Here is a 20,358-nt window from a genome sequence, read left to right as displayed (position 1 = left end):
GCGCCGGGATCTGGCGCTGCGCTATGCCGATGGCTCCGCGCCAGCTCCCGTCGCTACCACCGCCCAACTGGGCAAATCCAATGGCTTGAGCGAACTCAGAACTGGATAAAATCTGGGGGCAAGGTCACTGTTAGACGTTGCCCCATACTCTAGCGCTCTGCGCACTACCAAGTGCGGGCAATCCTCACGAAGCGTAGCTAGCTCAATGCTACCTCTTCGCTGACCTCCAATGCGAATGTTGGGTTCTTCCGATGATGTAGCGGATTCGAGATAAGCTAAACATGTTTGCGGCGGAAGCCGCGATCCGGATGTTTTTGGAAAGGCAGGCGACTCCGAAGTCAAACTGACTGAGTTGGACCACGACCACAGGGCGCCATCGATGATGTGCAAAGTTGCAGTATCGACGGGCCTTGAGGAGGAGGCGAGGCGTGCAACGCGGCTACAAATCGTTGCGCAATGTAGAGCTCATATGCATTCTCCGCCAGGTGGGTACGACAGGTGCGGAGCCATTAACGACGCACGCTCCTGCCAAACTGGTCAAACATTTGAGTTGCAATTTCGTTCGTATCGCATAGTGGGAAGCCGCCCGCATTGTTTGTGCCGCGGGCAGAGTATCAAGCCGACCACATTATCCTCATCACGGTATGAACAGGGGCATGTGATGGAAGCGCGTCGTATAAGCGCGCAGGGCCGCACCTGATAGGGTCAAGGTTGCGGGCCGGGACAGCTTGAAGGAAGCTTCTCTTAAGGTTTCTACTTGGTATTCGGATGCGCGATGATGCGCGAGGGGCGGACCACGTCAGGAGCTCTATGATGCCCGTCTATACGGTGGGGTCGAGCGAGCAAGATCTTCTGCATCCAAAGGATTGACTACTCCATAGACTCGTCATTCCGCGCTCGCGCCATTTGTGCCGATCAGAACGGTCACCTCGCCACGGCGCCCGAGCCTTTCCAGCGTCGAGGCCCATTGCGCGTCGCCGGCTACTAAGGCAACGCTCTGCTTGCAAACCTCGGATGCGGAGGTAAGCAGCATCGCTGCGTCCCAGTCTTGCCACTGAAGATCGAAAATGCTGGCGCTGTCTCACAGGCTGTCCGCCGACACGCTGTGATGTCCGTTTGGCAACCAATGGCGGCAACGGAACATGGTCGTGCAGCCCCCGAACGCTGAAACTTGCGACTCCTTAGCCGGCACGCAGCTTGCAGTAAGCGGCGCATGACATAGCGCAAGCCGCGCTATGTCCTGCGCTTGCACGGTTTCCGCCGGGTCTGCTTGACGCGCCAGGGCCGGCCAGCGTGACCCGCCGATCTTATCGAGAAAAAGTCCATGAACACGCCACCACTCTTGTCCGCGGTGTTGCCTTCGATTGCTAGCGCTACGTCCACGGCGTTTTCGCAGGAGCGAACGGATGCGGCGGTGACTGACGACCCATTCCTTTGGCTCGAGGAGATGGAAGGACCAGGCGCGTTGGCTTGGGCTCGCGGCGAGAACGAGAAGACGCTCGGGGTGCTTCAGTCAGATCCTCGCTATCGGCCCTTCTACGAACAGGCGCTCTTCATTCTGCAGGCTAAAGATCGGATCGCAGATGTTCCATCCGAAGGGGGCGGTTTGGAGCAGTTCTGGCGAGACGAGAATCAGGTGCGCGGCGTCTGGCGGCGCACCACGCGTGAGAGCGATCGTAGCCAACACCCAAAGTGGGAAACCATCCTCGACGTGGACGCTTTGGCCGCCGCCGAAAACAGAAATTGGGTCTTTCAAGGTCACAGCTGCCTTCCGCCTGAAGGGCGCCGTTGCCTGATTAGTCTTTCCGATGGCGGAAAGGATGCCGTGTCCATACGAGAGTTCGATCGTGCCGCCAAGACCTTCGTCGCGGACGGCTTTCATCTCCCCGAGGGCAAGCAGGACGTCAGCTGGGTCGATGGTGACACCCTCCTTGTTGCACGGGACTGGGGCGAGGGGACTTTGACGCAAGCCGGCTACGCTTTTGTGGTGAAGGAGCTCAAACGTGCTCAGCCGCTCAGTGAGGCTCGCGAGATCTTTCGGGGCGAGCCCACCGACGTTGGGGCGTCCCCCTTCGTGCTTCGTGACAGCGAAGGTCATATTCATGCGACCGGCGCCGCCCGCGCAATCAGCTCTTTCGAGTCCGAGTATGTGGTCTTCCGCCCCGATGGGCCCGTCAAGCTCAATCTGCCGAAGAAGGCCGAGATCGCCACGCTCGCTTGCGGCCGCCTGCTTGTGAAACTTGATGAGGACTGGACACCGTCCGAGGGCATCCGCTTCACGGCCGGCTCGATGATCTCGTATGACCTCGATGAATGGAAACAGGATCCTTTGCACGCCAGACCATCGCTCGTCTTTCAGCCTGGGCCCCGGCAGGCACTGAGCGAGTTCACTCACACAAGAAACTTTTTGATTCTGACGATCCTTGAGAACGGTCAGAGTAAAGCCTTCCTCTACAAGTACGATCAGGGAGCTTGGTCGGCGACACCGATCCCGCTGCCGGAAGATACAAATGTCAGCCTGTCAGCCACCTACGATGAAGCCGACCGGGTCATATTCACCGTCTCGAGCTATCTCAGACCAACCTCAGTTTGGTCTTTTGATGCCGAACGCAAAAGCTTGGAGGAATTGAAGAAGGCACCCTCTGCCTTCGATGCGTCGAACCATGTCGTGGAGCAGCTCGAAGCCATTTCGCGTGATGGCACGTCAGTTCCCTATTTTCTGGTGCGGCCCAAAAACGCAAGGTTTGACGGCACGATCCCGACACTCCTCCATGGCTATGGCGGTTTCCAGGAGTCGCAACTGCCCTCTGATCTGGGATCGATGGGGCGGATATGGCTCGAACAGGGCAATGCCTATGTCGTTGCGAACCTGCGCGGGGGCGGTGAGTTTGGTCCACAATGGCACCAAGCGGCCCAGGCGGCAACGAAGCAGACGACATGGGATGATTTCATTGCCGTTGCCGAGGACCTGATCCGTCGGAAGATCACGAGTCCACGCCGGCTGGGCGCGATTGGCGGCAGCCAGGGCGGCCTGCTCGTTGGCGCCGCGGTCACCCAGCGTCCCGAGCTCTTCAACGCGGCGATCATCGAGGTGCCGCTATTCGATATGCTTCGATACACCAAGCTGGGCGCGGGCGCCTCCTGGATCGGCGAGTACGGTGACCCCGCCATTGCCGAGCAGCGTGCGTGGATCGAAGGCTACTCGCCATACCAGAAGCTGGTGGCGGGCAAGACCTATCCCGCTCCCTTAATTCTTACCTCCACCAAGGACGACCGCACGCATCCAGCGCACGGCCGCAAAGCTGCCGCGAAGCTCGCCGCGCTGGGCCAACCTTACTTCTATTACGAGAACATCGACGGCGGACATAGCGCCGCGGCCAATCTCATGGAAGATGCGCGTCAACTCGCCCTTGAATACACCTATGCATCGAGGCGGCTTTGTTCTGAGTAAGATCGGCGGACGGGCTGATCGAAGCCGATAGACTAGAGACAATTGGTTATCTCAACTCCTCACGTTGCTCAGCTGAATTCATGGAACGCAAAGGCGAGAGAGCTGATGAGGGTGGGCGGACTCGATGAAGCTCGTCAGATGCGCAAATTACCGGTCTGAACAGCCTCCACCGCTGTCGAGCGGATTTCCTGGCGTCCCAAGCACAACATGACGAGCTGGAAGTAAGTTGCTAGATGGGCTTCCTTGAGGATTGTCAATCCGCGCCATGCCTGCATTGAGCTACGTGACATGCCCTGATCAACCATCTATTTCTCGTACGGCGAAGTCGCTACGCAAGCGGTCAGGGATGCGACCAATTGCTTATTCCTCCGCGCAGTCGCCGTCAGAGGCCACGGCGACGCAGGAACGGCAGATCCAATCGACGCACAGCGTGACGCAGCAGTCGCCTTGGCTGCCACCCCGGCTGCGAAGCGCGCGCGGCACTTAACTCAGGTAAAGTGCTATCGTTCTCACGCAGCATAGATCCAAATCGACAGCGATTGTTGATGGGTCTGGAATGATTGTCTTTCCGCGGTGAGAAAGAGTTCGCGCAGGGTTGCACAATATTGTCTGCCAACTGCACGAGCGGGCGGTATGACCCCGACACATTTATCGCGATCGTCAAAACGTCTATAAGGACGCTACCTCATTCGCCGAACGTGAGGAGGTCGCCACATCGAGTGGACGCCAAGGACCATGTTTCGCTCGAGGGGATGAGCGGGGATTCCCTCGGGTCGTCATCGATTTCCAAAGAACCGAGTTGGTATTGGCAGCAGAATTCCCGCTCGGTAACTTTCTGGGTCGCCCCACCCCGGCTTGGGGTTAAAGTTCCCGTTCGGTAACTTTCTGCTCTCAGTTTGGAACCGCGCTAAAAATTCCCGCTCGGTAACTTTTCTCTGGACATCCGCGGTTTCCGCTCCTAAAGTTCCCGTTCGGTAACTTTACGACGAGAGAGCTATGAACACGCCTCCAAAGGGCACTCCCCCCTCAGGCGGAAACGAGGCTCCTGGCGAGACCGGTGTCGCGCGCCAAGCCGCCGAGTTCGCTGCAGCATTCGGTCGCCTCATCCAGGCAGAACGCAAACGCCAGGGTCTCCGGCAGGACGAACTGGCCATGGTGAGCGGGACAGGAAAGCGCTTCATCGTCGACCTCGAGGCCGGAAAAAGCACCTGTCAGCTCGGGCGCAGCCTGCACGTGGCAAACGTGCTCGGGCTGCGCATCGAGGATGTTCTCAGGGATGCCCAAGCCCGCCGCGCGAACACTTCCGAGACACCGGACATTCCCGAGAGCGATGAGGAGGAGCCTCATGGACCGCCTTCCGGTCTACTTTGAGACGCGAGAGGTCGGCTGGATCACGGCCGCCGACGAAGCGTCAGGCTTCACCTATGCCGAATCCTGGCGCGGGCTGACCGGCGCCTTCCCTGTGTCGCTCACCATGCCGCTCTCGCGGGCCTCGCACGATGCCTCGGCAATTCTGCCATGGGCGGCAAATCTGCTGCCGGAGAACGCAACTCTCGGGATCGTAGGTCATATGCTCGGCAAGTCGCCGGCCGATGTCATCGGTCTTCTTGCCGAGATGGGCCGCGACACCGCCGGCGCGCTCTCCGTCGGACAGCCTGGCACCGGGCTGATCGCCGGAAAATGGCGAGAGATCCCCGACAAGGCCGCGCTCGAGCGCATCCTCAATGAGCTACCCCACAAGCCCTTCCTCGTCGGCGAAGATGGCGTGTCGATGTCGCTTGCCGGTGTGCAGACGAAGCTCGCCGTCGCTCTGGATGGCGACACCCTGTACATACCGATCGACGGCGCGCCATCGACCCACATCATCAAGCCCGATGGCGAGCGCTTACCTGGCGCCGTCCAGAACGAGGCATTCTGCCTGACGCTCGCGCGCATGATCGGAATCCCGACGCCGAAGGTGACGACCGGGACGGCAGGCGAACGTAGCTACCTGCTGGTTGAGCGCTATGACCGCCGTCATGACGGCAAGAGGTGGCGGCGGTTGCATCAGGAGGACTTCTGCCAAGCCCTGGGCCGACCGCCAGCTGCCAAGTACCAGAACAACGATAGAGGCCTAAAAGGACCTTCATTGGCCGACATGGTCGGCGTGACCCAGCGCCACATGACAGCACAGGAGACCGCCCGCTTCGTCGACCTTGCCATCTTCAATCCAATGGTGTGGAACACGGATTCCCATGCCAAAAATTACTCGCTGATGCTATCGGCGCGCGGCGCCGCCATGGCGCCAGGCTACGACATCGTCTGTGCGGCGCCATATCCGAAGATCACACGCAACATGGCGCAGAAGATCGGCGGGCAGAAGCAGGCTGATCAGCTTGGACGCAACCACTGGGAGCGCTTCGCCATCAACTGCAAGCTCTCTCCAACACAGACGATCCGTCGCGTCTCCGAGATTGCTCAGGCCGTGACGCACCATGCAATGGTGGCCAAGGCCGAGGTCGAAGCCATGCCTGCCCGCGGCGATCCCGTCCTGGACACGGTCGTCGAGGCGGTGATTTCGCGCGCACGCGGCTACCTAGAGCGCCTGAAGCAAGCGGAGCCAGCGCCGAAAGGCGCAGCAGCCCTATCGCCCTAGCATTACAGTTGCTATTTTCGGTGAGTTCTGAATCCATGGGTGACCATGATTCGGGATCTGATGATTGGTGGTGCGTCGGTTCAAGATACGCTGACGCTGTGGGCTTCCTCGTTGCGAGATGCCAAGCAACGCATCCGTCCGCTGTTTACGCAGGAGCGGGTGGCGGCCTCGGCGTGGCGGTTTCTCGACCGACTGTTGGGTAACGAGCCGCGCAAGACGGGTTGGATGCGGGCTGAAGCGGTCGGCGATCCAGGCCCGTGGCGCCAGCAGGCGACCCTGGGTCGGGGGCAGTTGGATGCCGACGCGCTGCGCGACATTGTTGCGTGAGTACGCGCTGGAACGCTTGCCGATGAGGACGCGGTTCTGGTTATCGATGAGACCGGGTTTTTAAAACAGGGCAAGGCATGGCGCGGCGTCGCACGCCAGTACACTGGCTCGGCGGGCAAGATCACCAATTGCCAGATCGGAGTGTTCGCCTCCTATGTGTCGCGGCATGGCCATGCCTTCATCGATCGCACGCTCTACCTGCCGAAGGAATGGACGGACGCCCCCGCTCGCCTGAAGGCACCGCATGTACCGAGCGATGTGGGCTTTGCGACCAAGCCCAAGATCGCGCGTCGAATGATCGCTCGTGCGATCGCCGCAAAGGCGCCGTTCTCGTTCGTGGCGGCGGACAGCGTGTATGGCACGGGCGAGATCGAAACCCTGCTGCGCGAGACGGGCAAAGGCTATGTTCTGGGTGTTGCTCCCAATCACGTGTTCCGTTCCTGGAGCAAGCCGCAGCCTGTCGCCGGCACCGCCTCCGCGATCGCGCAGAGCCTTCCCAAGAAGGCCTGGCGCCGCCTGTCGTCCGGCGGAGGGACCAAAGGTCCGCGCTGGCACGACTGGGCCTATCTCGAGTTGGGCCGATCTCGACGTCAGTGAATACAACGACGACCTTGCCGGGGAATGGACGCGGGGTCTTCTGATCCGCCGCAACATCGCCGACGGCAGCTTGGTCTTGTTCTCCAGTTGGTGCCCCAAGGGCACCTCCATGCTGAAGCTGGTGTCGGTAGAAGGCCATTGCGGCCCATCGAGGACAGCTTCGAAACCGCCAAGAACGAGCTCGGCCTTGATCACAACGAAGCCGCTCCTGGCATGGATGGCATCGCCATGTCTCACTCGTCATGCTGGCCTTCGCCATGATGGCCGTCATCCGTCATCGGGCCAAATGCTGAGCCAGCGTCAAAAAAACGCGACGCCGGCGCACCAAACATCGTTCCTGATCCGCTGGTCGATCCAGGAATCCGTCGCATCGCTATCAAGCTCGCTCAACGGCGCATCTCGATCGACCGTGTTCTCGCATGGTCGCTCTGGCGGCGAGCTCACCAGGCCGACGCTTGCCGCGCTCACCTCAGACGAAAAATGAACCTGTAATGCTAACTTAGATGCGCCCAGAGCCTCTCTTCGTGAAAAGCCTAATCAGTCTCAAATCATCCGACGTCAGACAGGTTGCCAACTCCGTTGTTCAACAAGGACCTGCAGAATGCAGGCGTGAGCTTGCCGCGGTGGATCACGACGTTTTCGTGCCCCATCGCGGCTCGCGCGCTCTGCCAGTGCCGATTGTAGCCGCGCTGTTCATTGGATTTCACATGGCAAGCGGCGAAGTCGGCGTCAGCCGCCGTCGCCAACTGCCACGCATATACCGGCCGCTTCGTATGGATGTGCACCCACATCGGATTCGCCGCCGCACCGTTGCGCAGTGCCTTGGGCCGCAGCTTAATCTCGAACAGCGTCCCCGGATCGCCGCTCAACGCGCGCGGTGGATCCGGAGGCTCCAACTCCCCGGCCGCCCGCAACCGTTCAAGGTATTTCTGCGAGGGAAAGCCGTAGCTCTTCATGCAATCGATCATGATCGCGGCTCTTTGCCTCTTCAATGAGTTTGCCTGTCCCTGCACCTCGGAATACATCGTCTTGAGCCGGACTATCTTGTCGTGCACTTCGGGCACTTGCGCGGGCGTGAGCAAGCCACTTCGACGAGGCTCCTCCAACGCGGCTACACAGGCTTCGATCTCGGCGGCCTGTCTGTGGAGGCGCTCGACGACGATATTTAGGACGTGGTCGGCGTCCTCGGGTTTCATCTGACGCGCTTGCGAGACGGCGCTTTGCTGCGCGGGCAGATCGAACTGCAAAAGTTCGTCCAATCGCTTGAGCAGTCCCGTCAGCGCTTCTCTGGACGGCGGAGCCTGCCACATCGTCAGGTTTCCGCTCGCCGACGATGACGCCCGCGCGCGGGCCTCCTCCGCGCTCGTGAGTTTCTTTGTACCCAAATCCGAGAGTACGATAACCTTGCGTGTTGAGCCCGTGCCAGCGTCGGACCCGGCGAGCTGCGGCTCAGCGCCCCCAGCTGTCGAACTCCCCTCGCCTGCGGCCGCTGCGCGCCTGCCTTTGCCCTTCCTGCGCGCTGCAGTGCCTTCGGCCACCCCGGCAGTATGTTCCGGCAGCACAGCCCAAGCCGGCGGTTCAATCGTGGCTGGCGTCTTTGGCTGAAGTGCCAGCAGCCGCATGACTTCGTCCGCTGTAAGCCACGCACCTTCCACTATCTGATCCAGCAATTCTAACGGAAGATCGGCTCCCGCTCCGGCGTCCGTCAGGCTGGCAACCATGCCGCTCACTCCTGACGCAAATTCCGAAAGCCGCTCCATGACTCCTTCCAGAACGTCGCGGTGCTCAGCGTCAAGCGGCGCTCCGTTGTGGTTCATCACGGCCTCGGCCGTCGAGGCGAATGCCGGAACAACATCCTCGATGAAGGTCCCGAGCAGACGCACCCGCCCGTCTCCATCGATAAGGGCGTCTCGCACGGCTGGTCCCAACCTGCTCGCTAGGGAGAGCTGCGCGAGAGTGATCTGCGATTCCAGATACTTGTACTTCGTATTGAGTGCATAGCCGGTATGCAGTCGTAGCGCGGCCTCTTCGGACTTCCGCAACTCGGGCGTGCTGCTTGGTAGGTCGGCAGTAGCCGCGCAGACGGACTGCATCCGCTCCGAGCGCAATGCCCTCTTTCTCCACCACTCCATGCAGTGCTCATAGTAGGGCTCCACGCCTGAAAGCACGCGGTTCAGCTGGTCAGGCGAAGCGGTGCGGATGATCCTGCCGAGCAGGAGTGCTGCTTTGTGTCTGCTCTTCTCCAGGTCATCGAAAATCCCAGCAGCCACGGCGTTACATTCGTCGGCCGCGCCCAGCGTCTCATCGCGGAGCTGGCGAGCCCGATCGTCGGGCAGAATGCGCCGCGCCAAACCTGGGGGCAGAGCAGCGTAGTAGTCCAGAACTGCTAAGCCTGCTTTGACGACTTGATCGATCAGCTCTTGCCTCTCGGACAAGGTCCGGCCGCTCGTGGCTGCCCTACGACAAGTATTAAGGTCCTCAAGCAGGCTGTCCAACGTTCGCTTTGCTGCCTTAACCTCATCTCGTGTTGGCGCCGCCACGTCCGAAGTTGGTTGCCGGTTCACGAGCGGCGCGGTTCTATCTTGAGGCCCGGAGCGCATCCGCTCCACGACGGCCTCGAAAGATTGACTGCGTTCCCCAGGGACGAGGCCGAACTCCAGGCTCGAACTGCTCGATACCCCAGTGCTGTCGGCTCCTGCAGCTCCAGCGTACGATTTGCCAGCTCGGCCGATGCCCGTCATATTTTATCTCCGATAGAAGAGTAGCCTTCCTGGCTAAACCGCTTCGCTGACGAGTAGCTGACCAAGAGCGTTTTTCCCGATGCACAAGCCCATGTCGCCTCGGGTCCACTTCCATCGGAGCTGCTGTGCTGCTGAAGACAGTGATGCCGGGATAACCGCCTCAGCTGCGGGATCATCACCTGCAGTACATGACCGCAGCCTGAACCGCGAAATTTTCGCGAGCGCGCTGGGGGCAGCACACTGCCACTCGACAGCGTTGCATTGGGAGTTCATTTTCCTCTGGAAATTGCCCGCGATCGGCGCAGCAATGGGGGCGCGGACGTTTCGGGCGAAAATCCGTACGCGGGACATCGCGCATAATCTAGTGTCCTAAACCAGAAGTTCATGGCCTTTTAGGCCTTGGCTGACACAGAAGCGTTCGATGGAGCTGAGAATGTCGTCAGCTGATTTGGTCCATCGGAATGGGCTGGGGTCGGCGTTGTGCTGTTCGATGAAGGGCGTGATCTCAGTACGTAGCTCCGCCACGCTGCGGTAGATGCCGCGCCTGATTTTGCGCTCGGTGATGAGGGCAACGAAACGTTCGACCTGATTGAGCCAGGATGAGCTGGTTGGCGTCAGATGGACGTGCCAACGCGGTCTTTTGGCCAGCCAGTTACGGATCAGCGGCGTCTTATGGGTTGCCTAATTGTCCTTGACGAGACGAACGTCCAGATCATCCGCCACGGCGGCTTCGATCTCATCAGAAACTTGCGGAATTCTGTGGCCCGTGGTGCCCGTAACACTTGCCGATGACCCGGCCGGTTGCGATGTCGAGAGCGGCAAATAGCGATGTCGTGCCATGGCGCTTGTAGTCGTGACTGCGGCGTTCCACCTCGCTAGGCCGCATGCGGAACGAGGGGTGGCTCCGATCCGGCGCCAACATCTGCGGCTTTTCGCCGACACACAGCACGATGGCGCGCTCGGGCGGGACTACGTAGAGGCCGACGACGTCGCGAACCTTGGCGACGAAGTCAGGATCGTTTGAAAGCTTGTAGGTCTCCAACCGATGTGGCTGCAGGCCGAAGGTGCGCCATATCCGCTGTACCGTCGAGACCAACAGTCCACTGGCCATCGCCATGCTGCGCGAGCTCCAGTGAGTGGTGTTGGGCGGTTTCGTCTCAAGGGTGCGGACGATTACTGCCTCGATCCGGGCATCTTCGATCGTGCGCGGCGTCGCTGGTCGACCCAGGAAACCGTCGCATCGCTATCAAGCTCGCTCAACGGCGCATCTCAATCGACCGTGTTCTCGCATGGTCGCTCTGGCGGCGAGCTCACCAGGCCGCTGACACGCGGCGCGCTCACCTCAAACGAAAAATGCAACTGTAATGCTAGGAACAGACGCATGTCACGACAAACCCGAGCCGACTCACCGCCGGCAAACATGGCTGCACATCTGCGCTCAAGGCTTCCGGGGCCGTCGCCGATGATGGGCGAGAGAGCCTCGTCGACATGTCGAATTGGCATCACGGCGTTGGCGACGCCGTCGGATTCGCAATTGAAACGCGCGCCAGAAGACCTTCCTTGCCTCCCGTAAGCCCGTACTCCTCTGCCGGCTTGCCGTCGAGTTTAGCCGCTTCGGCTACGCCCTTCGCGAGCATCTCGAAAGTGTCGTCCGAAAGACGCAGGGCGCCAACACCAAACCGTCGTCGCCATCTGGCTCCGCGTTCCCACGCTTCCATCCACGCAAAGCCTAGGTCGCTACTACGTTTGACGGCATTGAATGCTTGAATGAGCGCGCCAGCCTGGTTGATGTCCTTTTTGGCCTTATCCGCAAAGAACACATTCCGTTTGGTCGCGATGATCAGTTTGTGGACGGCGTAGCGCTCCGGGGCCGGTACAAGGACTGGCACGCCGGCGTCATGCAAGACAACAGAGCGGATGGGCTCATGGATCAGGTAGTCTAGGAACCGCAAAACCTGCGCCCCTACAGACTGCCACAATGAAGGCATCTGCGTCAGCCTGGAGGAGTAGTCCTCGTCGCCACGGTTTGGTGTAAGGAATTCGACCTTGAAGCCGGTGGCATTGGCAAAACCGCTGAACAGCTTGGTTTCATCGGGCGAGAATGAGGGCGCACATGTCGGATCCACCTTTTTCAGGATCTCTTCGATGTCGGGCATGCTTTCATCGATCCAGATCGAGATGCCGTAGAATTTCGCGATGTCCATATCCTCGGTCGTCACGAGCTCGTCGGGCAGCTTGAGGCCGACTAGGCCGCTGTATGTCCGATAGGCCATCGAACCGACGGTCGTGGCGCGAAGCCGAAAAGTCCCGCGCGCGCGAGTTCGTTGACGACGAGACCTTCCATTTGGGGAGGGGCAGGGTAGCTGGCCCGCCTCAACTCCGCTGCTAGCTCGCGTCGCGCGCTATAGCCAATCATGGTGCGCTGGAAAGCTTCCGCGTGTTTGGCAATCTCGGGATCATCGATCGGACCGACATATTTGAGGGTCGTCTTCGCCGGTCCCTCGCCACCGAGGGCGCGTAGGTCTTCTAGTAACAGTATTCGCGGTTGGCTCGCTCCTTTTTTGAGAAAGGTCCGGTTTTCCGGAGCGGCTCGCCAGCCTCAATAAGGATCTCTCGCAGCGATTCGGCGGCTTGATCGTGCAAATCCGCCTCAACGGAGGCCGTTGAAAAACTGAGGCCCGAGATCATCGACCGCAAGCAGCGCGAAGCCGCAATCGCCGTTTGCGAGGCGCGCAATCAGGCCGACCAGTTCACTAAGAGCTTGCGGACCATTCTGGCCGATCTGAAGTGCGTCCGACGGACCGTCATGGAGTCGAAAACAGTCGCTACCCGGCTGGAAGCCTTTTTCGAGGAGTTCGTCGACTCCTGCTGAAGGAGTTCGAGTCCATCCTCACCGGTAACCATCCGTACCGCTTCCGCAGCGCCATTGTCGATCGCGCGCGGAGGATCTCCTACACCCCGGAAACCATGCAGGTCCTCGCCGAGGAGTACACAGCTTCCAGCATGGCAGCCGACCTCGAGGACGGTCGAATGGCCGCTGCCGACGACCTGCTGGCCATCGAGAGCATCTTCGATCAGATCGGGCAGATGTTCGACAGGATCGAGGCCTTCCGCAGGCAGCTCGAAGCCCGGGTCCGCAACACCATTAATTACGCCGACCGGGGCGGGCAGGGACTCGTCGGCCGGGCGGCGGACCTGGTGCGACGCCTGGATGCCCTACTGCGGGACGGCAGGCACCACAAGCCGACAATCGAATGGAGCTTAACTTCGTTCAATCCGTGCCCGGCAAACAGCGCCGCGATCCTGGCCACGAGAACAAGATTCTAGGCGACTGCATCCTTTACAGCCTGCAGACGACCACAGAATTCATCAATATCGGCGAGCGGAGGCCGGGAAGCAGCTGTCCTCAAGCGAGACGCGCGCCGCGCCAGCCTGACGAAGTTTGCGTGCGAGGAGGCGAGCATTGTCGAAACTGCCGAAGCTGCCATCCCCGTCGACGAGCACAGCTAGCTCTGTCGAGTCCACCATGCGTTCGACGCTCTGGACGAGCTGGCTCCATGAAGCTTCATTGGCATCACCATAGCTCAGCGAGCTGGCAATCGACAGACCAGACGCCCAGAGCCCCTTAAATCCTGAGCGCTGGGCGATTGTGTCGGAAAAGCCATCATGGGCTTCGATCAAAAACGAGAGCTCATCATTCGAGCAGACCTGGGCACTAAGCATTTCGACAGGCGAGGGCCGCACGCGTTATTGACCTGCGGTGGACCGAACGGCTCGTGCTTGATGCTGCATGTCTAAATCCTGTAAGCCGACCTAGATTGCCACCAACGTCGCTGCTCATTTTTTTTCGGCGTGATGCCGCTCAATGACCAGCATTGGTAGTTTATTGGGACCGCAAAGGCTTGCATGATCGCCATAGGATTGGCGCCGAACGTAGAGCTTTCGCTATGGGTTGATTGGCCTCGCGCCTAAGGCTGGAAAGAAGGGCTTCGGATGCAAAATGAATGACCTGGGTTCGCGAGCCCGTGCTACGTCCCGAGAGAGAATTCCCACACTCTTTCGGGGGAGGAGTGCTTAGGGAAAGGGTGATATCCGGCTCACATAGATTTAGAGCTCACATAGATTTAGACGCAAATATCGACAGTCACGGTTGTCGTAATGCCGCCGTCGGATTGGCGACAATGTCGAAAGCCCGTCGATAGGGCTACAGCAGGATGGCAGCCTCGTGCGAATGGAACGGCAATCGCCGAAGAACTTGTCCTGATCCGCCGATACTTTGCGGGCGCCACTGAGTGGTATGGCCTTGCTGATGCCATTCCTGTTCTCTCTCGAATCCAGGAGAAAATCATTGGCGGATGTGCAAGAGGTTGTGCTGTCGGAACGAGAAAAACAGTGCTTGCGATGGATCGAGCAGGGGAAGTCATCCTGGGAGATCGGAGTCATCCTGAACGTGAGCGAGAACACCGTCAACTTTCATGTCAAGAATGCGATGCGAAAGTTGGAAACCACCAGCCGGACGCAGTGCGTCGTCAAGGCGCGGCGTTTGGGTCTTCTTTAAGCCGCGGTTTCGGTGGCGCTGTGGCGAAATACAAGCAGACAGCGATGATAGAGGTGCTGATACTATGAACAGTGCGTGCTTCCATGTCATCGCTGATTGTTACGGTGAGGCGCAACGCGGACAAGGTAATCAAGCTAACGGCGCACGCGCATCACACTCTTGAAACTGGGCGCTCGGTGGGGTCCCAATGTCCGTCCTCCGTTTGCCAGCCTAGCGGCGTATACGTGTCGCAAGCTAAAGTGTGGTGGATCATAGCGGCTGGCGTGCTGAAACTGTGATCACCCAAACGCGGCTCGGACGGCGCGGGCCGGACCTTAAGTCGGCAATGATGGTAGGCAGACGCATTTCCAAAACACGTTGCTGGTAGACGTTGCACGAACTATGACTCTGCGCGCTCAACCAGTTCGGGTGATTCTCACGAAACGTTGCTGGCTTAGTGACCGATACTTCGCGGACCATCAATGCAGACGTCGTGTTTTTTGATTATTGGGGCGTGTTCGATGCGTGCAACTCTCTTGTGAACCGTTCGCCGCGGCAACTGAAGCGAAGGTCAAATCGTCATCCGGATCCACAGGCATCGAAGCGAAGTGCGGTCGCGTCAGGGGCTTTCTATCGTTTGCATATTGGGCGACAGCTAGGCGATCCGACAGAAAGATGAGACGAGACCTTCGCATCCATGCCGCGATGTTTTTTGCGGCTGCTCTTGATGGCCGGAAGACTCTTCGCTAGATCACAACGGTTCACTATGGAGGTGCCGACGTGGCAATGGGTATTGTGAAGTGGTTCAATCCGACCAAGGGTTATGGATTCATCAGGCCCGAGGATGGAAGCCCCGATGTCTTCGTGCACGTCAGTGCCGTGGAAAAGGCCGGTTACACCACTCTCGAAGAGGGGGCCCGCGTAAGTTATCAGCCCAAGGCCGGGCGTACGGGCAAGATCTCAGCTGAAGATCTCCGGGTTGGCTGATCCGAAAGCCGGATGACGTCTTGGACGAGAGCGGGGTCTCTGTCTCGGGTTGATGCGGATAGTTGTCAGGTAATGGTGAGGTCTTGTTGACGTGACCAGCTCCCCTTCTCAGCTGAAGCAACATAGCCGAGGCGTGCGCCGTCCAGGCATTTTGGATTGCGACACCGGTGAAGCGCTGTTGGCGCAGAGCCGTCAGTCCCGCGACAAATAGTTCTCGGTGCGGGCTGGTAGTGATTGTGGTTCGAGTGCGGTAAATGCTTCATCACGAGAGCCGAGCTAGAAAGGCGCGTCAGCATAGCGCCGGCGCAGAGTCTGGCGCGTCTGCTCTGCCTGAACTGCCTGCTGAAGATGGTCCGGAACTTATTGCCTGGCATGCGCCGCCTGAGGCACGAACTCGTCCTGGACCTCCATCAAAGCCGTCGGGCTCGACGCGGAGGATTGTCCACGCTCTGCTCCTTCTGTCAAGGACAGCACCGCTACACCGGAGACTTTGCGAGAAGCTGACGGGCTTTGCCGCTGGCTACAAAATAAGACGATGCGCCGGTTGCCGCATTCGGTCTTGCCGGTCACGGGCTACCATAATCCTAAACGTAATTGTTCAGGACAACTGCCCGCCAGCTTACCAATGTTTTGTGAAGGCACTCCACCATTCCACAGAGTGCCCGTAAACCCCGTTTCATGAAGTGATTTACGCGAATTCGACCCACATATACTTCGGCATGGTTATCCGCCTCAATCCACGTGAGAGGCGTGCCAGATCGTGCCATTCTTGGACTCACAGATCTCACCGTTCAGTCACTGAAGCCCGGTCTGTATATGGACCGGAAGACGCCGGCCTTTGGCTTGCGCGTCCGCAAGAGTCGAAAGACCTGGATCGTTCTCAAACAACCGCACCAAATCCGGCTGAGTCACTATCCTGACTAGAAAGTTGCTGAAGCACGCCGCCGCGGCTTTTCCGCTCTCGGTACTCCCGTTGGGAAAATGAAACGTCAATGATTTGGGTCAAGAACATGCTGCTTGATTGAAGGAGCCGATCGATAACGCAAGCGTCAAGGAGGGCGGAGAGACATCGAGAATGATGGGGGCGGCTAAGGCGCCCATGAACTCATTTTCGTGCTTTGCGTTACGACTCGGATTTGCGCCTGCAGCATGATCGTACCATACGCTAGCTTGCAAGTAATCAGCGGAGTTCGGCCTATGCGCGCCGCGACGTCGCGCCCCTTGAGGCAGTCACTCTGCACGCTAAAGGTCCATTAGGAGTACAAAATTCCACTGCTGAGCAACTGCCCCCCTGGAATTGGTAGAGCCAAGTAGGATTGCCATCTTTCGCAACGCGGCTTTTGTTGTCGATGCACAGCTTACTGTCCGCGATACTCAGAATAGTAATTCCCATCGCTGCTTGGGATCGGCAGGGTTGTAGACTGCAAGCGTCAGCGGTACTTCCGGAGCGATGCGATCGCCCTTCCTGTGCGATTGCGAGCTTACCTGCACTTGAGTTCAACGTTGGTCCGCGAATGTCGGGTTGCAAACATTTTGCGTCCTGATGGACATGGAGGCAGAACAAGATAGGCCACACTTCACAAGTATACACAGCCCAACCGAGGTACAGCAGCGTTTTGGAAGAAAGGCACGGTGCTTGCTTGGGTGCGGTGAGCGTCACCGGTCTTGCAGGGACTGTGATGCTGGGGCGGGCCTGAGATGTTTCAAGGCTATTTCGGGTCCGCCCCGTTACTGCTCGCGAGGCAACATGGAGCAACGTATTCGAGCGGCTTCAGCGGCTATCGCGTTCGCTCATGCGCTCGGTCGCGAAGTCCTCAGCGTATACGAACATGAAGGCCGCAGGTACAACAGAATCAGAGTCCGCGTAACCGGGAGGAGCATAACAAACGGTTACGACTTCGAAAGTGAATGCCACATCGCCGGTACGCTACCGAGCATATATCACTTCGGTGCGGAGTCGCATTGGCTACTGAGGCCCAAGTGCCCAGGAGTCTACAGCGGCCTTGATTATTGCACCTCAACCCCCTTCTCCGTGAGAGTAACGGACAATGGTGTCCAGATAGTCGATTGGCGGAGGAATTCCTTCACATACAACGTCTGGTGGGTGGTCCGCGCAATGGAAGGAAGCCGACGATGGAAATTGTGCTAGCAATTGGCGCTGTACTCGTTTTCACCGCAATCACGGTCGCTTGCCTGTGGGCGCTTGAGCCCGGCGTGGCTGAGTATCTTGGTGAATGAGCCCGATGGAGAAAGGGTTGTTACCATGCCGCTCCTTCTCGTTGAATTTCTGTGCGGTCCGGATTGGGCTGACGGACCCCCAAGCGGTCGTGCTGTTGTGGGTGTTGATTGTGTGCGAATGCCGCCGGAACAAACGGGTGCGGACTGCTCGAAAGCTATACGGCTGCGTGGCCTAACTCGCCGCCCGCTCTCAGGGCCGCCCGTTTTTGAGCGGATCACTCTGCAAGCTTAAGGTTCAGTTAGTTCGGAGAGTAGGGCAGGTCAGCGGTTGGCGTGACAGCACCGAAACGCCCATCTTGAGGGCCATGATCTCAGCGGCGCTTCCTTTGTAGAAAACAAGGCAGTCACCATAGCTCAATACGTGCGCGAGATTGCGCCTATTCAGGGGAAGCGGCGCGCCGCTGACTTGAATACGCCGATGGCTGTCTTCGCGATGCTTTGTGATGCGCGTGATCTGGCGAGGTGCCATCTGGCTGACTCCGGTTAACTTCTAAAATCATACAGTTCGTCAGAAAGACGCGACACTCCCAGCTTAAGTAGGCCATTTCCCAATGGACCGCGAACGCGTGCGTTATTCTCGCTTGCTGATCGTCCCATGGAAGAACGGCAGGCAGCCACGACGGGCGGTCTTGCCCCAGTGATCATCGTGCGATTGCTCTCTCGTCGGTTTTCCTCGGCTGCTGATCCCACCAACTCTCCCGCTCGTTTTTTCCATTCGAGCTAAGCCGCGGATAAAGGATTATGGATTCCGCTACCGGGTTCGCTGTCGGCTACAATTGGCTCCCTTAGTTCTTCGTCAGTGAAGAACTCGGGGACAAAAATCGCGATCTGTTCTTTGACGGACGGTTGGCGTGCGCGACTTATTCCGCGAGACATGGATCTTCGGACGGCGGTCTCGCTCCCGCAATGAGCAGCTCCACCGTGCTCGCGAGTATCAACTGCGGGAGATTTCGGAGGTCTTGAGCCTCTCATCGGGCAAGCAAGCGAGAACGCGCGATGAAGAGTGAAACCGAAACGCTGTTGACATTCGAACATTGTCCGGGCTCCAGATCGGCTTGAGCTTGGCATATTCGGACGCGAGTGCTTGTCTCACTGTAGGCTCGACCGTTCAATCTCCCACGCCATCCAAGATGCCCATGCTGACTGAAGGTGAGACAGTCCGGTCCGAGCGGCGCAGTTGCGTAGCATCGCGACGTAGGATGCAAGCGGGCCACGAACTGATCTTCGACCAGGCTGGGCCAAACGCGGCTTCGGAATTCAAGCGTGAGATCAGTATCGTGAACAGCCGTGGCATCAGATTGCGAGGAGCCTCCAACGCTCTTCTGCATTGGGGATCGACTGCCGATCAGCCGCACAGCACCGTCACTCTGGCGTTAACGCTCGCCACTGTGGCTCACGCCACAACGTCCTGCGCAAAAATGGTGGGAGCACTCTGGCCGACATCGGCTGCCGGAGCGAGCGCTGCTAAAGGCTCGTGGTTGCGGCTTTCGCTCCCTTGCTCAAGACATCGGTTGTTTCAGTCGCGACAAGTAGGGTCGCCGGCAGCCAGATGGCGCGAAACAACCTACATGATTCTGTCTATAAAGTGCTCGAGGGCATTGGCACGTCGGTTGCTTGAATGTGTGACGGCACCAATTTGGCCGTGATATTCCTTCAGCACCCGATCCAGGTATTCAAATGAAACTGCCCACTTCATCGATGGCAGACGTCTCCTGATGCACTTTCCAAAGCGCGTGCCAGCAACGCGAACTCTGCTACGTTCGGATTGCCGTTTGCTTTGCCGGCCAGAATACGGCTGTCCTGCAACGGGCTCGCGACCAATGGCGGTCCTCAACAAGATGGCGCACACCGGGGTTAAGACGGTACGCTTCTGGACGATCGTTTGCGCCACCTTTAACCCGTGGCTCAAGCGCCGCTATCGGCGAGATGCCAAGCCTGGGTTCTTGGAGCTAAGCGCCGGCCCTGCATCGGTGGTCACACATGGTCAATGAGCTGTTGCAGGACGATTGGGATCCTGAGAAAATGGTCAGGCAGAAGGACGAGCTCACGGTCAAGCTGCTTCGTGCCCAATCGGTCGTCGCCGAATGTAAGGCAGGATTGGCGGATTTGGAGCGGAGGCTTGAGCGTCGAGCGATCTCATTGCCGATCGATGAACGCCACTGCAACTCTGCGGCAAACAATTCAATACGTGACGCGCTACCGCGCGAACCGTGAAGCATCGATGATCCTGTTGACCAGGAAGCTGCCGTGGCGTTTTCCAGGCGATCATGAGACCATTGAAAGCTGCCGTAACCCACGTTAACGGCGAGAATACCGACCGGCTTGCGAGGCATCATTTTACGGACCGGGGCGGGCGAACTGGCGGCCTGCCGTTATGCCTGGCGTTTTGGTGATCGCGGTGCGTTGGGCCGGCGGATGGGGCGCGGAGTAACACCACATGCGGGACGTCTCCCTGCGGTGTTGACTAGAGCCTCCTGTCTGGAGGGCGGCTCACGCAGATGTCTGGATTGAACGTCAAGAGCTGTCCCCCTTACTCAGGGACAGTTCGGTCGTTTTATCCATCTTCCCGGCCGTAACCTCGTCAGCTTTTCGAAAGCTTGTCCGAATACGGATACACCCATTGATCCTGCACGGGAGGCGGGCGTGCACTCGCACAATTTCGACTATCCAGTGCTGCCCCTCCGCCATCGGTACAGCGCGCCGGACTAAACCATCAGCCGAAACTGGCGGAAGAAGATGCCTTTGAGCTGCAACTGAATACAGCGCGCGTGGCAGGCCTTGCCTCGATGCCGCGGTCGCAATCCGCCGTCGAATGTGTCGCGCGCGGATCATGATTACATTCACG

At 59.0% G+C, this 20,358-nt stretch carries 12 protein-coding genes and 4 pseudogenes; 9 read left to right on the top strand and 7 right to left on the bottom strand.

Annotated elements, in window-relative coordinates:
* Nucleotides 1–886 precede the first annotated feature (886 nt).
* Nucleotides 887–1,033, bottom strand: coding sequence for a hypothetical protein (locus I6F16_RS34005; RefSeq protein WP_162131264.1), 147 nt, complete (start codon nucleotides 1,031–1,033; stop codon nucleotides 887–889).
* Nucleotides 1,034–1,324: 291 nt separating this feature from the next.
* On the opposite strand from I6F16_RS34005, the gene I6F16_RS34000 reads away from it, so the two are divergent.
* Nucleotides 1,325–3,451: a prolyl oligopeptidase family serine peptidase gene (locus I6F16_RS34000; protein WP_225174338.1), complete on the top strand. Its 2,127-nt coding sequence runs from the start codon at nucleotides 1,325–1,327 to the stop codon at nucleotides 3,449–3,451.
* A 134-nt stretch (nucleotides 3,452–3,585) separates the two neighbouring features.
* Here the strand turns inward: I6F16_RS34000 and I6F16_RS33995 are convergent, their stop codons facing one another.
* Nucleotides 3,586–3,756 carry a hypothetical protein gene (locus I6F16_RS33995; RefSeq protein WP_225174337.1) on the bottom strand — a complete coding sequence of 57 codons (171 nt, stop codon included), beginning with the start codon at nucleotides 3,754–3,756 and terminating at the stop codon, nucleotides 3,586–3,588.
* A gap of 799 nt (nucleotides 3,757–4,555) precedes the next feature.
* Here I6F16_RS33995 and I6F16_RS33990 point away from each other — a divergent pair.
* From I6F16_RS33990 to I6F16_RS33975, 4 genes and pseudogenes are all read left to right on the top strand, one after another.
* Nucleotides 4,556–4,822: a helix-turn-helix domain-containing protein gene (locus I6F16_RS33990; RefSeq protein ID WP_225174340.1), complete on the top strand. Its 267-nt coding sequence runs from the start codon at nucleotides 4,556–4,558 to the stop codon at nucleotides 4,820–4,822.
* The gene (locus tag I6F16_RS33985) at nucleotides 4,797–6,086 is read left to right on the top strand and encodes a type II toxin-antitoxin system HipA family toxin (RefSeq protein ID WP_036043041.1); all 1,290 of its coding nucleotides are present in this window, start codon (nucleotides 4,797–4,799) and stop codon (nucleotides 6,084–6,086) included. The genes I6F16_RS33990 and I6F16_RS33985 overlap by 26 nt, the downstream gene beginning before the upstream one ends.
* A gap of 45 nt (nucleotides 6,087–6,131) precedes the next feature.
* Nucleotides 6,132–7,303: pseudogene (locus I6F16_RS33980) on the top strand (IS701 family transposase).
* Nucleotides 7,297–7,494 carry a hypothetical protein gene (locus tag I6F16_RS33975; RefSeq protein WP_225174336.1) on the top strand — a complete coding sequence of 66 codons (198 nt, stop codon included), beginning with the start codon at nucleotides 7,297–7,299 and terminating at the stop codon, nucleotides 7,492–7,494. The pseudogene I6F16_RS33980 and the gene I6F16_RS33975 overlap by 7 nt, the downstream one beginning before the upstream one ends.
* A 64-nt stretch (nucleotides 7,495–7,558) precedes the next feature.
* On the opposite strand, the gene I6F16_RS33970 is transcribed toward I6F16_RS33975, so the two are convergent.
* From I6F16_RS33970 to I6F16_RS33960, 3 genes and pseudogenes are all read right to left on the bottom strand, one after another.
* Nucleotides 7,559–9,751, bottom strand: a complete 2,193-nt coding sequence (locus I6F16_RS33970) for a hypothetical protein (RefSeq protein WP_225174335.1) — start codon at nucleotides 9,749–9,751, stop codon at nucleotides 7,559–7,561.
* A gap of 739 nt (nucleotides 9,752–10,490) precedes the next feature.
* The gene (locus I6F16_RS33965) at nucleotides 10,491–10,868 is read right to left on the bottom strand and encodes a hypothetical protein (protein WP_225174334.1); all 378 of its coding nucleotides are present in this window, start codon (nucleotides 10,866–10,868) and stop codon (nucleotides 10,491–10,493) included.
* Nucleotides 10,869–11,253: 385 nt separating this feature from the next.
* A pseudogene (locus I6F16_RS33960) lies at nucleotides 11,254–12,054 on the bottom strand (GSU2403 family nucleotidyltransferase fold protein); the annotation flags it as partial.
* A gap of 368 nt (nucleotides 12,055–12,422) precedes the next feature.
* Between I6F16_RS33960 and I6F16_RS33955 the strand changes: the two are divergent.
* A pseudogene (locus tag I6F16_RS33955) lies at nucleotides 12,423–13,078 on the top strand (Wadjet anti-phage system protein JetA family protein).
* Here the strand turns inward: I6F16_RS33955 and I6F16_RS33950 are convergent.
* A pseudogene (locus I6F16_RS33950) lies at nucleotides 13,078–13,474 on the bottom strand (isocitrate lyase/phosphoenolpyruvate mutase family protein); the annotation flags it as partial. The pseudogenes I6F16_RS33955 and I6F16_RS33950 sit on opposite strands and share 1 nt — an antisense overlap.
* A 634-nt stretch (nucleotides 13,475–14,108) precedes the next feature.
* Between I6F16_RS33950 and I6F16_RS33945 the strand changes: the two are divergent.
* Together I6F16_RS33945 and I6F16_RS33940 are read left to right on the top strand one after the other, a co-directional pair.
* Nucleotides 14,109–14,309 carry a helix-turn-helix transcriptional regulator gene (locus I6F16_RS33945; RefSeq protein WP_271595994.1) on the top strand — a complete coding sequence of 67 codons (201 nt, stop codon included), beginning with the start codon at nucleotides 14,109–14,111 and terminating at the stop codon, nucleotides 14,307–14,309.
* A gap of 759 nt (nucleotides 14,310–15,068) precedes the next feature.
* Nucleotides 15,069–15,275, top strand: a complete 207-nt coding sequence (locus I6F16_RS33940; RefSeq protein WP_338129115.1) for a cold-shock protein — start codon at nucleotides 15,069–15,071, stop codon at nucleotides 15,273–15,275.
* Between the two features lie 2,473 nt (nucleotides 15,276–17,748).
* Here the strand turns inward: I6F16_RS33940 and I6F16_RS33935 are convergent.
* Nucleotides 17,749–17,982: a hypothetical protein gene (locus tag I6F16_RS33935; RefSeq protein ID WP_225174332.1), complete on the bottom strand. Its 234-nt coding sequence runs from the start codon at nucleotides 17,980–17,982 to the stop codon at nucleotides 17,749–17,751.
* A gap of 1,511 nt (nucleotides 17,983–19,493) precedes the next feature.
* Between I6F16_RS33935 and I6F16_RS33930 the strand changes: the two genes are divergently transcribed.
* Nucleotides 19,494–19,727, top strand: coding sequence for a hypothetical protein (locus I6F16_RS33930; RefSeq protein ID WP_225174331.1), 234 nt, complete (start codon nucleotides 19,494–19,496; stop codon nucleotides 19,725–19,727).
* Nucleotides 19,728–20,358: the final 631 nt, after the last annotated feature.

The organism is Bradyrhizobium sp. IC4060 (genome assembly GCF_020193715.1).
GTDB lineage: Bacteria > Pseudomonadota > Alphaproteobacteria > Rhizobiales > Xanthobacteraceae > Bradyrhizobium > Bradyrhizobium yuanmingense.
This window is presented reverse-complemented; position numbering and strand designations above follow the sequence as displayed.

Bases quoted from the DNA above. Each gene is read 5' to 3' on its own strand.
- I6F16_RS34005 (WP_162131264.1), bottom strand. From the start codon at position 1,033: ATGCTGCTTACCTCCGCATCCGAGGTTTGCAAGCAGAGCGTTGCCTTA.
- I6F16_RS34000 (WP_225174338.1), top strand. From the start codon at position 1,325: ATGAACACGCCACCACTCTTGTCCGCGGTGTTGCCTTCGATTGCTAGC.
- I6F16_RS33995 (WP_225174337.1), bottom strand. From the start codon at position 3,756: ATGGTTGATCAGGGCATGTCACGTAGCTCAATGCAGGCATGGCGCGGA.
- I6F16_RS33985 (WP_036043041.1), top strand. From the start codon at position 4,797: ATGGACCGCCTTCCGGTCTACTTTGAGACGCGAGAGGTCGGCTGGATC.
- I6F16_RS33975 (WP_225174336.1), top strand. From the start codon at position 7,297: ATGCTGAGCCAGCGTCAAAAAAACGCGACGCCGGCGCACCAAACATCG.
- I6F16_RS33970 (WP_225174335.1), bottom strand. From the start codon at position 9,751: ATGACGGGCATCGGCCGAGCTGGCAAATCGTACGCTGGAGCTGCAGGA.
- I6F16_RS33965 (WP_225174334.1), bottom strand. From the start codon at position 10,868: ATGGCGATGGCCAGTGGACTGTTGGTCTCGACGGTACAGCGGATATGG.
- I6F16_RS33935 (WP_225174332.1), bottom strand. From the start codon at position 17,982: ATGGCACCTCGCCAGATCACGCGCATCACAAAGCATCGCGAAGACAGC.
- I6F16_RS33930 (WP_225174331.1), top strand. From the start codon at position 19,494: ATGGTCAATGAGCTGTTGCAGGACGATTGGGATCCTGAGAAAATGGTC.